The sequence below is a fragment of the Bacteroides sp. D55t1_190419_B8 genome (genome assembly GCF_015558905.1).
GTDB lineage: Bacteria > Bacteroidota > Bacteroidia > Bacteroidales > Bacteroidaceae > Bacteroides > Bacteroides vicugnae.
Map to the genome: position 1 here is coordinate 54,970 of NZ_JADMOU010000023.1, position 14,115 is coordinate 69,084.

General features: G+C 39.2%; 10 protein-coding genes. 6 read left to right on the plus strand and 4 right to left on the minus strand.

Annotation, left to right across the window (positions count from 1 at the left end; all coding sequences use genetic code 11):
* Positions 1–95: 95 nt before the first annotated feature.
* From proS to I2I13_RS17585, 3 genes are all read left to right on the plus strand, one after another.
* Entirely contained in the window at positions 96–1,589 is a 1,494-nt protein-coding gene (gene proS, locus I2I13_RS17575) for a proline--tRNA ligase (protein ID WP_195650126.1), read from the plus strand.
* Positions 1,590–1,729: 140 nt separating this feature from the next.
* A complete protein-coding gene (locus tag I2I13_RS17580; protein WP_148366705.1) occupies positions 1,730–2,407 on the plus strand; it encodes a response regulator transcription factor in 678 nt (225 codons plus the stop codon).
* Between the two features lie 21 nt (positions 2,408–2,428).
* Positions 2,429–3,700 carry a cell wall metabolism sensor histidine kinase WalK gene (locus I2I13_RS17585; RefSeq protein ID WP_148366704.1) on the plus strand — a complete coding sequence of 424 codons (1,272 nt, stop codon included), beginning with the start codon at positions 2,429–2,431 and terminating at the stop codon, positions 3,698–3,700.
* A 130-nt stretch (positions 3,701–3,830) separates the two neighbouring features.
* Here I2I13_RS17585 and I2I13_RS17590 read toward each other — a convergent pair whose 3' ends face one another.
* Genes I2I13_RS17590 through I2I13_RS17600 form a run of 3 tightly spaced genes read right to left on the minus strand, consistent with a single transcriptional unit; the run spans position 3,831 to position 6,678 of the window.
* A complete protein-coding gene (locus I2I13_RS17590) occupies positions 3,831–4,787 on the minus strand; it encodes an ABC transporter permease (RefSeq protein WP_004295992.1) in 957 nt (318 codons plus the stop codon).
* Positions 4,780–5,523: an ABC transporter ATP-binding protein gene (locus I2I13_RS17595; RefSeq protein WP_195650127.1), complete on the minus strand. Its 744-nt coding sequence runs from the start codon at positions 5,521–5,523 to the stop codon at positions 4,780–4,782. Before I2I13_RS17595 ends, I2I13_RS17590 begins: the two co-directional genes overlap by 8 nt.
* 3 nt (positions 5,524–5,526) lie before the next feature.
* Positions 5,527–6,678: an NEW3 domain-containing protein gene (locus I2I13_RS17600; RefSeq protein WP_148366702.1), complete on the minus strand. Its 1,152-nt coding sequence runs from the start codon at positions 6,676–6,678 to the stop codon at positions 5,527–5,529.
* Between the two features lie 317 nt (positions 6,679–6,995).
* Between I2I13_RS17600 and I2I13_RS17605 the strand changes: the two genes are divergently transcribed.
* A complete protein-coding gene (locus I2I13_RS17605) occupies positions 6,996–7,433 on the plus strand; it encodes a PepSY-like domain-containing protein (RefSeq protein ID WP_148366701.1) in 438 nt (145 codons plus the stop codon).
* Positions 7,434–7,454: 21 nt separating this feature from the next.
* Positions 7,455–8,312, plus strand: a complete 858-nt coding sequence (locus I2I13_RS17610; protein ID WP_195650128.1) for a PepSY-like domain-containing protein — start codon at positions 7,455–7,457, stop codon at positions 8,310–8,312.
* Positions 8,313–8,399: 87 nt separating this feature from the next.
* On the opposite strand, the gene I2I13_RS17615 is transcribed toward I2I13_RS17610, so the two are convergent.
* Positions 8,400–12,854 (minus strand): translocation/assembly module TamB, encoded by a 4,455-nt coding sequence (locus tag I2I13_RS17615; RefSeq protein ID WP_195650129.1) that lies wholly within the window; start codon positions 12,852–12,854, stop codon positions 8,400–8,402.
* Positions 12,855–13,054: 200 nt separating this feature from the next.
* Here I2I13_RS17615 and tsaD point away from each other — a divergent pair, with 200 nt between their 5' ends.
* Positions 13,055–14,074, plus strand: a complete 1,020-nt coding sequence (tsaD, locus tag I2I13_RS17620; RefSeq protein ID WP_148366698.1) for a tRNA (adenosine(37)-N6)-threonylcarbamoyltransferase complex transferase subunit TsaD — start codon at positions 13,055–13,057, stop codon at positions 14,072–14,074.
* Positions 14,075–14,115 lie beyond the last annotated feature (41 nt).

A 14,115-nucleotide genomic window follows, 5' to 3' on the forward strand; every position in this document is an offset into this window, starting at 1 on the left:
GAAAATTAATGCATGAAGAATAGGGCAGTTCATGCATTTTTCGTATTTTTGCACCCTGTTTTAACACTTAAGAAAACTTTAAATAGAAAAATATAATGGCAAAAGAACTGAAAGACCTTACCAAACGTAGTGAAAACTACTCACAGTGGTATAACGATTTGGTGGTAAAAGCTGATTTGGCAGAACAGTCTGCTGTGCGCGGATGTATGGTGATCAAGCCTTACGGATACGCTATCTGGGAGAAAATGCAACGTCAATTGGACGACATGTTCAAGGAAACAGGACACGTAAATGCATACTTCCCGCTATTAATCCCGAAATCATTCTTAAGCCGCGAAGCAGAACACGTAGAAGGGTTTGCGAAAGAGTGTGCCGTAGTAACACATTATCGCTTGAAGAATGCAGAAGACGGTTCAGGAGTTGTAGTAGATCCTGCAGCTAAATTGGAAGAGGAATTAATTATCCGTCCAACATCAGAAACAATCATCTGGAATACTTATAAGAACTGGATTCAGTCATACCGTGACCTGCCTATTCTCTGTAACCAATGGGCGAACGTTTTCCGTTGGGAAATGCGTACCCGTCTTTTCCTGCGTACTGCCGAATTCCTGTGGCAAGAGGGACATACCGCTCATGCTACCCGTGAAGAAGCAGAGGAAGAAGCAATCAGAATGTTGAATGTATATGGTGAATTTGCAGAAAAATATATGGCTGTTCCTGTTGTAAAGGGAGTGAAATCAGCCAATGAACGTTTCGCAGGTGCACTTGACACTTACACAATAGAAGCCATGATGCAGGACGGAAAAGCATTGCAAAGTGGTACTTCCCACTTCCTGGGACAAAACTTTGCAAAGGCATTCGATGTTCAGTTCGTTAACAAGGAAAACAAGATGGAGTATGTTTGGGCTACTTCATGGGGTGTTTCTACTCGTTTGATGGGTGCATTGATTATGACTCACTCGGATGACAACGGATTGGTATTACCTCCACATTTGGCTCCGATTCAGGTAGTAATCGTTCCTATCTATAAGAATGACGAACAACTGAAACAAATTAATGCTAAAGTAGAAGGCATTGTAGCTAAGTTGAAAGCACTGGGTATCTCTGTGAAATATGATAATGCGGATAACAAACGCCCGGGCTTCAAATTCGCTGATTATGAATTGAAGGGTGTACCTGTCCGTTTGGTTATGGGTGGTCGCGATCTTGAAAACAACACGATGGAAGTGATGCGCCGTGATACACTGGAAAAAGAAACAGTTACCTGTGAAGGCATTGAAACATACGTTCAGAACCTGCTTGAAGAAATGCAGGCTAATATCTACAAAAAAGCATTGGATTACCGTAATTCCAAGATAACAACAGTAGATACCTACGACGAATTTAAAGAAAAAATCGAAGAAGGCGGATTTATTCTGGCTCATTGGGACGGAACCACTGAAACAGAAGAAAAGATTAAGGAAGAAACCAAAGCAACTATTCGTTGTATTCCGTTCGATTCATTTGTTCCGGGCGACAAAGAACCGGGTAAATGTATGGTTACAGGTAAACCATCTGCTTGCCGCGTCATATTTGCACGTTCTTATTAAATAGAAATTGTATATCATTATAAAAAGGATGAAAGCGATTGAATCGTTTTCATCCTTTTCTTTTTTCCTTCCATTTCAGTTTTATTTCAGAAATATCCCTTTTCTTTGCAGTATGTAAAAAAAGAAAGGAGAACAAAATTATGAAGATATTGATTGTAGAAGACGAACCCTCTTTGAGAGAACTGATTCAATGTTCACTTGAAAAAGAACGTTACGTGGTAGAAACAGCCGGTGACTTCAATTCTGCTCTACGCAAAATTGAAGATTACAACTATGATTGTATCTTATTGGACATCATGCTGCCGGACGGAAGCGGACTTGATCTTCTCGAACGATTGAAAGCACTCCATAAACGGGAAAATGTGATTATTATTTCCGCCAAAGACTCCCTGGAAGACAAAGTCTTGGGATTAGAACTCGGAGCAGATGATTATTTGCCGAAACCCTTTCATCTGGTTGAATTAAATGCACGTATTAAAAGCGTGATCCGCCGTCATCAGCACGATGGAGAGATTGATATCCGCCAGGGCAATGTACGGATAGAACCGGATAAGTATCGTGTCTTTGTGAATGATCTGGAAGTGGAACTAAATAGAAAAGAGTATGATATCCTATTATATTTCATCAACCGCCCCGGAAGATTAATCAATAAAAATACCTTAGCCGAATCTGTATGGGGAGATCATATCGATCAGGTTGATAATTTTGATTTCATATATGCACAGATCAAGAATCTTCGCAAAAAGCTCAAAGATTCGGGTGCAACGATTGAAATTAAAGCGGTCTATGGATTTGGATATAAAATGGTGGTAGAATAAAAAAGAAAGAGATTATTGTCCATGAAATTAATATATTACATCATTCTTCGTATTACACTTGCTCTGACCCTTATACTGACGGTTTGGGCTATCTTTTTTTACGTTACGATGATCGATGAAGTCAACGATGAAGTGGATGACGCTTTGGAAGATTATTCGGAAACCATCATTATCCGGGCATTGGCAGGAGAGGAGCTACCGTCTAAAACTAACGGTTCCAACAATCAATATTATATGATGGAAGTGAGCAAAGAATATGCGGAAAGTCAGGACGATATTCAGTATAAAGACTCTATGGTATATATTGAAGAGAAAGGAGAAACCGAGCCGGCACGTATTCTTACTACTATCTTTAAAGACGATGAAGGACGATACCACGAACTGACAGTATCGACCCCCAGTATTGAAAAAGATGATTTGAGAGATGCTATCCAGGTGTGGATAATATTTCTATATGTAGCTTTATTATTCTGCATTATTATTATTTCCGTATGGGTATTTTACCGGAATATGCGACCGCTCTATGTACTTCTGCACTGGCTGGACGGTTATCAAACAGGGAAAAGGAATAAACCCTTGAGTAACAATACTCAAATCACGGAATTCCGGAAATTAAATGAGGCTGCCATCCGTTATGTAGAACGTACGGAGCAAATGTTCGAACAACAAAAACAGTTTATCGGAAATGCTTCACACGAGATACAAACTCCACTTGCTATTTGCCGTAACCGATTGGAAATGTTGATGGAAGATGATTCGCTATCAGAAAAACAACTGGAAGAACTGATGAAAACGCATCAGACTTTAGAATACATCACTAAATTAAACAAGTCTCTATTATTGCTTTCCAAAATTGATAATGGCCAGTTTACCGATACCAAAGAATTGGAATTCAATGTACTTCTCAAACAATATCTGCAAGATTACGAAGAAGTTTATGATTATCGCAACATAGAAGTCACGATAGATGAACAAGGTGTTTTCAAGGTGACAATGAACGAATCTCTGGCTGTTGCTTTACTCACTAACCTCCTGAAAAATGCATTTGTACATAATATTGACGGGGGACATATCCGAATCACCGTTACTAAGAACGGTATTACTTTCCGAAATTCGGGGGTGGAGCATCCGCTGGACAAGGAACATATCTTCGAACGTTTCTATCAGGGTAGCAAAAAGGAAGGATCTACAGGGCTGGGATTAGCTATAGCCGATTCCATCTGTCGTTTGCAACATCTGAATATAAATTATTACTTCGAGCAGAATGAACATTGCTTCGAGATTTCCCAATGATAAGATTCACCCGGAAAACACAAAGGACACGGATTTAAAGTGAACGACCTGTCGGTTATCATAAACCAATTTGTCAGGTATATCCATTCACCTGTTTCTCCGTGTCCTTTGTCTTTTTATGATGAGTTAGTTATCTGGAGCGTATTTCTCTCCTCATAAACATGATATAAGAAATAGCGAAGCAAATAACCGTTGCCGCAATCAATCCGGTCAGCTGCGGCCATACAACTAAAAGACTTTGTCCCAATGGGAGCGGACTAGGGATAGCTCCCTGTACCTGTTCCATAGTCAATGGTCCCAAACTTCTGACAGAAGGCATCAGTAATGTGGTGGTAGCTTCATTAAACAGTTCACTTGGCGCCAAACGCATCAACCCTAGAATAAACTTCTGATAACTGATAATCTGATAAGGTGATGCCATCTGTGACGGACTCAACCCTTTAGCCACCAAATTAACAATCATGGTATAGAATACGCTAAAAAACAACCAAACAGCCACAGATGCTAATGCAGAAGTCGCTGCCTGACGGAAACGGAGTGAAAACAGAATAGCCAGATTCAACCAGAATGCTACATAAAAGATACTGGTAATGATGAAGAAAACAATTCTCCAAAACTCTTCTGCCGTGGGAGGAATGCCAATAGCAATCAGTCCACATCCCATCACCAGAAAGCCCAATACAAACAACATGATACCTATCACAATCAGAGCAGCCACAAACTTCGCATTGATAATGCAATCACGATGAATAGGCTGGGACAGCATACGGCTCAATGTTCCTTTATTTTGTTCGGAATTGACTGCATCAAATCCCAAAGCGATTCCCAATAGAGGCCCTAAGAAGTTAATAAACAGCACAAAAGAGGGGAGAGTCCCATCTGAAACCGTAAACAACTTCAAGAAAAGAAACGAACCGTCCGGATCATTAGGTTTGATGGCTTCACTAATATTGGTGAGTGCCGTATATAGCGACCCCATACAGGTAAGTGCTATAATACCTATTAATATAATAAAACGCCAACTTTTGACATGATCGGAAATTTCCTTGTTGACGATAACCCAAAAAGGATGATTGACTTTATTCATGCCTTTCTCCTCCTTCCTCAAAATAATGGTTATAAATATCAGATAATTCCTGCTTCTTATCTTTCAATTCTGCCATATCGATCAAAGCAAGTAATTGGCCATTACTGAACAAACCTACCCGGTCGCACACTTTCTGTACCTGATCCAGATGATGGGAAGAGAAAAGCACAGTCAGTCCTTCTTCTTTACTCAACCAGCGAATCAGTTCGATAAATTCCTGAACACCTGCAGGGTCAATCCCTGAAGTCGGCTCATCGAGAATTATAATCTCCGGATTTTTAATAAGTACATCAGCCAATCCCAACCGCTGTCTCATACCACGAGAATATTTCCCGGTCTTTTTGGCTAACTGATCTTCAAGGCCTACCCGCTTCATCAGTTCCATAGCCTTAGTTTTTGCCTCTTTATCAGCAATACCATTTAATCGCGCTGTATAGATCAAATTCTCCGGTCCAGTCATATCATCATAGAATCCTACATCTTCTGGCAAATACCCAATTTTCCTTTTTACTTCAATGGGGTGTGTAGTAGAATTGATTCCACAAATTTCAACTGTTCCCGAAGTAGGCTCTGTCAATCCCAACATCATTAAGATAGTAGTTGATTTTCCAGCACCATTCGGTCCCAGCAATCCGAAGATTTCTCCTTTCCGGATATTCAGGCGAATATGATCTACAGCAGTGAAATTACCGTATTGTTTGGTCAAATCGGTAAGTACGATCACTTGTTCGCCCATAATTTACCTCCTTCCATATTTACGGAACAGGTAGTAAACCACGCCGATGGTGGCAATAATGATAAGAACGCCTACCCATCCCCATATCATCGGAGTTTTTACTGCAACTCTGAACTGCGCATCGGCATTTACTTCAGGAGTTTTTGCCATGATGGTAGTCACATAGTCGCCTGGCAATGCTTTTTTAGAAGCTTTCAAAGTAGCCATAACCGTTGATGTCTCTCCGGCTTTTAGTGCATCGATTTTTGAAGGTTCGAAAGTTACTTCCCAGTCAGCAGGTTTATTGGCAGATAGCTGAATATCTTTCAGTAATGAAGAGCCTGTGTTTCTGACTTCCAGTTCTATTTTCTTTATATCACCTGCTGTGACATCTGTACTCAATAGCCCACGGGGAGTAGTCAGTTCCATTTGATAAGAGCCGGTAACAACCACTTCCAGTTCCAATTCGGCAGAAGTGGTACCTGTAGCGGCACGTACCGGAATTTTGTAACTGCCGGCTTCTACATTGGCAGGAGGAGTAATATCTATACTTACATTTTGAGTGCTGTTGGCTTCCACTTGTGCAGAAGTGGCTTGCTTATAGTTAGGTTTAAAAACTACATTCCAACCTCTGGGTGCATTAGCCATCAAAGCATATAGCTGCTGGTCGGCAGTCTGATTCTTTAAAGTGGCGCTGAAAGTGAAGGTTGATTTGGAATTTCCCTGCATGTTGGGTTGGTCGGTAGTAAATTCAGTCTGGTATGTTCCTTTTTGAGCAACCACCACATCCAACGGAAGTTTGGCGTTTCCGGCATATACCACAAAGTGATAATTACCTTTATTCACCTTTAATGGGACTTCGACTTTTAAATTGAAAGTCTTTTTCTCTTTGGGAAGTACTGATAGTTGGCTAAGGCTCCAGCCACCGGATTTCATTTCGTGTTTCCAACTGGCGGACAATCCGCTGACAGAAAGATTCGCATTCGTCAACTGGTCTGTGTTGTTGATAAGATCAATACTGTAGTCAATTGACGCTCCGGGAGATACGGAGATTTTTGTGTAAGGTGTGTACAGAATCACGCTCTTAGGTATTGAATCATTGGCGTGCGTGTAACTCATAGGGAGCATCCCCAATAGAATAGCTAATAATAAAAAATAATTTGTTCTCATAGTCATAAAAAAGTTCTTATGGTTGTTTAATATGAATATTGTCAAATCTGTGTGTGCAAAAATAAACGATGTGTATATTAGTAGTTTTAAAAGAATCATAAAGAATCTAATTTCAGAAAGAAATTATAGTGACACTATCCCTATAGGATGGTGACGGTATCCTTTATATATAGTGACACTATATTAATCGGATAGCGTCACTATATTTTTTCGATTTTTTTGGGGGGAAATTCTCAAAATTCCCAAATCTTTTCAGATTCTCCTCTCATCTTTGCATTATAAAATTAATAATAGTAAAAACCAATATTTAAAAAACAACGATTATGAAAAAGTTAGTATTCTTATTAGTATGTCTTTTCACTTTGCAAACAGTAGCTCGTGCAGATGACGACAAACCAATCCAGGTAACTCAAATGCCACAACCGGCACAGCAGTTCATTAAACAGCATTTTGCCGATAGCAAAATAGCATTAGCCAAAATGGAAAGTGATTTCTTCTATAAAAGTTATGAAGTGATTTTCACGAATGGTGATAAAGTGGAGTTTGATAACAAAGGTAACTGGGAAGAAGTAAACTGCAAATATAGTTCTGTACCTACAGCAATTATTCCGGCAGCTATTCAGAAATATGTAACGACCAATTACCCTGATGCTAAAATTCTGAAAATTGAGAGAGATAAGAAAGATTATGAAGTAAAACTATCCAACCGTACGGAACTGAAGTTTGACCTGAAATTTAATTTGATTGATATTGATTTCTAAACCTGTTTAAATTGAACAAAGATGAAACTAAAGATTTATACACTTTTACTGGCACTAAGCGTCACATGGAGTCTGCAAAGTTGTGACAACGATGACGATGGTTCAATAACTGTTCCTGCCGAACTTCAAAGTGCATTCTCATCCAAATTCCCTAATGCTGCAAATGTGAAGTGGGAAACTAAGTCCGGATATTATGTAGCCGATTTCTATGACGGATATGAAGCATCTGCATGGTTCACCCAGGATGGAAAATGGCAAATGACAGAAACGGACATTCCTTATAATGCATTACCACAAGCCGTAAAAACGTCTTTTGAGAGCAGCGAATATGCCTCATGGAAACGGGATGATATAGACAAACTGGAACGGACAGGCGTTGAAACTGTTTTCGTGATTGAAGTCGAAAAGCAGAATCAGGAGGTAGATTTGTATTATTCTGCCGATGGAACTCTGATTAAAAGTATTGTAGACACTGATGATGATAACACCGAACATCTTCCTGTACAATTGACTGAAGCTATGAAAAACTTCATCAATGAAAAGTATCCGAATGCAAGAATCTTGGAAGTAGACGTAGAAGATGATAGAAATGATTGGGATTTCGGATATACAGAGGTAGATATCATTCATAATGGAATCTCAAAAGATGTATTGTTCAACCAGACTGGAAATTGGTATTCTACTTCATGGGAAGTACGTCAGAATGAATTGCCTGAAGCGGTAAAAAGTACTCTTAATAATCAATATGGAGAATATCGTTTTGACGAAGCGGAGTATGTTGAAAAAGCAGATGGTAGCATATATTATCGAATTGAACTTGAGAAGGGGAATGTAGATAAAGTAGTAAACATAGGCGAGAACGGTACTGTCCTTTCATAGGTCAAAGTGTATAATTCTGAAACCTAATTCTCACAAACAACAAACGATGACATTATTCCTGGTGGATATGTCATCGTTTATTGTTTTTTACTGTTCCTGTGCACGTTTTCTTTTCACTGCCGATTTAGCAGTTTTATCAGTGATGCTGTCCGTTTGTTGTGGTTTCACCTTTTCAGCTTCTTCCCGTTTCCGCTTATTGCGTAACCGCCATTTATTCCAGAAATATAAATCACTCCATTTATTGAAGTCCTTCTTATACATGATACCTACACCTTGTGTAGTCAAATTTGTTTTTGTGTAATAACGGTCATTTGTCTCATTATAAGCCTTCAAACGGATATCTCCCGAACGGGTAATCAGCCATTCTGCTTCAAAGTCTCCTACAAAGTTAGTATTAGCCATCGGATTATCCCGATAACCGAAGTTTCCGTTTATCAATAAACGGTTATTCAATAATTGTCCCGACAAAATACCTTCTACTTCCATATCTGTCCAACCCTTATCACCCGTACTCAAATTCGTACCGATATTCCAGTTATTCGTTTCAAAGATCTGTGAAAGTGCATTATTCAACTGGCCGGAAAGAGTCGATGAGAGCACCGATGACATCACATTCGAATTCTGATTGTTATTACGGGCATCTTCTGTATAGAACTTGCCAATACCCAACAAATAAAGAATCTGCATATTCATCTGCTCTTCCGTACTGATATAATTACGCACCAATGTTTGTATTTCATCTCTTTCATTCGGAAGCTCAATACCCAGTTTGATAGTCGGCCGTACCAGCATACCACTTAGATTCATGATACAATTTACACGCACATTGGGTTGTTGTATAATAGCCGAAGCATCCGGTATCAAATCATTCAAAGAAGCAGAGTTCACTGTATATGAAGCTTGTATATCCATGTTAGCATCCAAAGGTGCACCATTGAATGTTATTGTACTTCCATCCTTGATAATAAAGTCTTTACGGATCACTTCCTGCAAACTAAATTTATATACTCCTTGATTGATCCGGTAATTACCGAACATCTTCACATCACCCTTATTATAAAATTCCGTCCGGATATTTCCCGTACCTTTTCCGCTGATATAATCTCCGGCAATAGGGTCCATGATGATTCGCATGGTGGCATCGGGAGTTGCATCCACCAGAATATTCAAACGGATATCTGTTTTCTGTTCTTCCTCCTCCTGACGTTTTTGCTGTATTTGTTCGTAATATGAGATTACTTGAACAGAATCCTGGATAGTACGACGAGGTGTTTTATCTACAAATTTGATAAACTGATTGCTAGTAGCCGATGCTACACTACCATTAATATAGGTAAAGGTAGTATTTCGATTTGTAGTCATGGCCACATTTACGTCGAGCCCCTGTATGGCATTTCCAGAGAGCAATACATTTCCGGTACCATACACCGTACCATAAAAAGGCATATCTGTCGATTCTTTTGTGTTCATCACAAGCATATTATTTGCCTGTATCTCAAAACGATAGTTTAGGTTCTTAAAATGCTGGAAATGCAAATATCCATTCATTCTTCCCGAATGTCCTTCCATATCAGAAATATGTATATTATTGAATGTCAATCCGGTAGGAGCCAGATGAATGGTGTCTTTTACTGCAAAATGCGTGTTTAAAATATCAAAATTCATGGATGCGTCTGTCATTACAGCACCATCCAGGTTCAATCCTTTAAATTTTCCATAGAAATGTACTTTTCCTGTTCCCCGCCCTTTAATATCATTGGCAATAGACTTCATATAATGTTCGAGGAATTTCAAATTCAATTCATTTGCTTCAATATTTAAATCAAGTCCGCTCTCGGGTTTTAATGGATAAATAATACCCGTGACACGCGATGGAGAAGGGGATATATCCTGAATGGATGCATCCAAACGGATACCTCTGTTTTCATTATCCCACTCACCATATATATCCAGTTCACCCAAACGACCGTTGTTGAGTGAGAAATTCTTTATAAATAAACGAGTATTCATGATAGGCTTTTTAAGCACTCCGCTTGCATAAGCCGTTCCTGTTGCATCACCCTCAAAATTAACATCGTCGGATATACTTGCAATATCAAATACATATCCCATATTTATATCCTTTAGATCAACCTTTACAGTATCTTTAGGATTCTCGGAAAGCCGGCCGTTAATACGTACATATCTATCCTGATGACTAAAGTAGAAGTTGTTCACATCCACTCGTCCGGAATCGACTACCACCTGCGAAGGATGTATCTTCCAAAGAGTATCATTTAAAATAACATCAGTAGGTTTCACATCCACCATCGCTTTCAATAAGGACTTTTCTCCGCTTGTACGTAGAAATTTGGCAACAGCTGCTAATTTCCCGCTATATGTTGCTGCAGCATTATTTCCCCAATCCAAAGTCGTACTGACATCGTCATCTTTAGCTTGTGCATCCAGAGATAAATTGACCGCTCCTTTCTTTTTCAAATTAGTCAGACGAACCCGTGCGCGGATATGATCTGCCGGATTCTCGCACAGAATCATGCCTGACTCAATAAAGTTGTTCTTATATTGCAGACGGGGGAAATATCCCTCTACACGCAAGCGTTGTAAAGCATCATTAAAATACCCCTTCAACGTAGAATGAGTATACACCGTTAACGGTATATCAAATATCGTAGATAAAATGTCCGTATTATATATATGTATATCAAACAAAAAGTTATTATGGGTTTCAATCGGCTTCTTGGGAGGTAATATCAAAGACGGCACATATTTCCGCATAATATTCAGAATACTGGCAGGTAATGTGTGATATTGGAATTTTCCCTCTATGCTTGCTTTCAGGAATTCAGAAGTCAATCTAAGCTGATTTTCTCCATTTTGTTTGGTTGCCCGGATATTCAAATTCTGCATGAAATATGCTTTATCCGGAGCTGTAAATTCCAAGCTATCCACATTGATTTCTCCAATCATCTCATCCACTGATCCACCTGTAAAATTGGCTTTCAGTTTTAAACTGAACTCTGCATCGGGATATTTGGTGGTAAGATTCAAATCATGTGGACGTACTTTATTGACTACTGCAAGAAAATTGAAAGTAGGAACTTTGGATGCAACATTTACGTCTCCATTCAAATAAATAGAGCCATTAGGATCATCCAACGCTATCTTTCCATTAAATCCGCCTTGTTTGTATTCTCCGTCCAGTGTGATATTTTCATATCTATATCTGCTATAATCTATCGAAGCAATCAGTCCTTTCAATTCTACGGCAGGCAAGTGGTCAGCAATATGCCGGCCATGTACATCCAGATTGAAAGTAATTTCTCCCAACTCCTCATTATCCAATAATTTACCTAGTTGAAAATCCTCTGTTTTGACAGCTCCGGAATACGCAAACAATCCTTTTGTCTTATCAGAGCTCAATTTCAAGTCGGTCTTTACATTTCCAAGACTCGTTTGTAATTGCCCATAAGTAACTAAGTCTGTGAAGTATCCCGAAATTTCTCCCTGAAAACTCACGTTTCCCAAACGTTCGAGAAGAGGAGGAACTCCATTATAATTATGGCTTAAATTACGCACTAAAAAACCGACTCCGCGAGCATTGGCCGAAAGTTCGGAAAGAGTTCCATATACATACGCATCTTGTGGACGCGATAAGTCCTGAAGCGATACATCTCCTCGCAGACGAAACTGACGGCCATCGGCTGTAATCTCCAGATGCGAACAAGTCAACTGATCCACAGTCCCCTTCACCTCCATATCCAATGTCACCGGTTCCTTGAAATGCGAAAGGATAGGAACAAAAGGAGAAATATCTTTTAAAGTAACTTGCGACGGCAAAGTACGGAAAGAGAAATGTACTTGTTCTGTAAAACGGTCAAAAGCTTTCAAACTATCATACTCCAAATGAATGGTATCGAGTTTGAGGAAGGTTTCGGGCAATTCTATTGTAAAATTATCAATGTTTGTCTGCTTGTTATTGGCAACCAGTTTCAAACTCATTTTCTTCAAAGAGAAGCCGGATGCTTTTTCATCAAGGCTCAATCGCTTGATCCCTAAATTCAAAGAGTCCTTACTTAATGCCTTCAACGATATATTAGCGATGATATTTTGAAGCTGAATATGCTTAGCATTAAATTTTCCCGGTGTTGCTTCTTCCGACAACACATGATAAGACATCCTTCCACGACGAATCAGGATGGAATTAATACGTAAATCAAGGGAGTTTTCTTTCTTCACCGTATCTTTAGAAGCAAAAGCATCCAAAACAAACTTAAAATTAGGAGGTGAATCCGGAGTCTCTTTCAGGAGATTGATATTAAATCCGAAAAGCTGAACACTGCTAATGGATATCTTTCCTTTAAAAAAGGGCATAATATCGAATTTGGCGGACAAACGTGTGACTTTAAGCATTTCCTGACCACTCTGATCGTCAAGCAATACATCATCAATAATAATACGGTTCAATAGACCGATATTAATTCTACCAATCACTACCTTTGTATTTAAAACTTCGGAAAGTTCTTCAGCTACAAATACACTCATTGCTTGCTGAATGTTTGGTATATTCAGCAAAACAATAGTCCCGATATATACTCCCAGTACAATACCTACTACCCAGCGTACAGTCTTTTTCAGCGTTCTGATATGCGATTACTTTTATTTTGCGAACAAAAATATAAAATAGTTCGTTACGAATCATAGTTTTATGATTACTTTTGCACCGTTTAATAGTTTAAATACTTATGAGTGCAATAATTTTAGGAATTGAATCCTCCTGTGACGATACGTCGGCAGCCGTAATCAAGGATGGTTATTTGCTGTCAAATGTGGTATCAAGTCAAGCCGTACATGAAGCATACGGCGGAGTAGTACCCGAGTTGGCTTCACGGGCACACCAACAAAACATCGTACCGGTAGTACATGAAGCATTAAAACGTGCCGGCGTCACCAAAGAAGAGTTGAGCGCAGTAGCTTTCACTCGCGGACCGGGATTGATGGGGTCTTTGCTTGTTGGGGTCTCCTTTGCAAAAGGATTCGCTCGTTCTTTAAATATTCCAATGATTGACGTTAATCATCTGACAGGACATGTCTTAGCTCATTTTATTAAAGCAGAAGGAGAAGAGGAGAGACAACCAGTTTTCCCATTTCTCTGTTTACTAGTATCCGGAGGAAATTCACAAATCATACTGGTCAAAGCCTATAATGATATGGAGATTCTCGGACAGACTATTGACGATGCCGCAGGTGAAGCTATTGATAAATGCTCTAAAGTGATGGGACTTGGTTATCCCGGCGGACCGATCATTGACAAACTGGCTCGTCAGGGAAATCCGAAAGCTTTTACATTCAGCAAACCGCATATTCCTGGTCTGGATTACAGTTTCAGCGGATTGAAAACTTCCTTTTTATATTCATTACGCGACTGGTTAAAGGAAGATCCCGATTTCATAGAACATCACAAAGTAGACCTTGCAGCATCATTGGAGGCTACTGTAGTGGATATTCTGATGGATAAATTACGAAAAGCCTCCAAAGAATATAAGATTAATGAAATAGCTGTAGCCGGAGGAGTTTCTGCAAATAATGGATTGCGTAATGCTTTTCGGGAACATGCCGAGAAATATGGCTGGAATATTTTTATCCCTAAATTCAGTTATACAACTGATAATGCAGCCATGATCGCCATTACCGGATATTTCAAATATCTGGATAAGGACTTTTGTTCTATTGATCTTCCGGCTTATTCTCGTGTGACGTTATAATTGGGTATACCTTATTTATATATAATAGGATAAAAACTAAG

Bases quoted from the DNA above. Each gene is read 5' to 3' on its own strand.
- I2I13_RS17610 (WP_195650128.1), top strand. From the start codon at position 7,455: ATGAAACTAAAGATTTATACACTTTTACTGGCACTAAGCGTCACATGG.
- I2I13_RS17600 (WP_148366702.1), bottom strand. From the start codon at position 6,678: ATGACTATGAGAACAAATTATTTTTTATTATTAGCTATTCTATTGGGG.
- I2I13_RS17585 (WP_148366704.1), top strand. From the start codon at position 2,429: ATGAAATTAATATATTACATCATTCTTCGTATTACACTTGCTCTGACC.
- I2I13_RS17615 (WP_195650129.1), bottom strand. From the start codon at position 12,854: ATGAGTGTATTTGTAGCTGAAGAACTTTCCGAAGTTTTAAATACAAAG.
- I2I13_RS17605 (WP_148366701.1), top strand. From the start codon at position 6,996: ATGAAAAAGTTAGTATTCTTATTAGTATGTCTTTTCACTTTGCAAACA.
- I2I13_RS17590 (WP_004295992.1), bottom strand. From the start codon at position 4,787: ATGAATAAAGTCAATCATCCTTTTTGGGTTATCGTCAACAAGGAAATT.
- I2I13_RS17580 (WP_148366705.1), top strand. From the start codon at position 1,730: ATGAAGATATTGATTGTAGAAGACGAACCCTCTTTGAGAGAACTGATT.
- proS (WP_195650126.1), top strand. From the start codon at position 96: ATGGCAAAAGAACTGAAAGACCTTACCAAACGTAGTGAAAACTACTCA.
- I2I13_RS17595 (WP_195650127.1), bottom strand. From the start codon at position 5,523: ATGGGCGAACAAGTGATCGTACTTACCGATTTGACCAAACAATACGGT.
- tsaD (WP_148366698.1), top strand. From the start codon at position 13,055: ATGAGTGCAATAATTTTAGGAATTGAATCCTCCTGTGACGATACGTCG.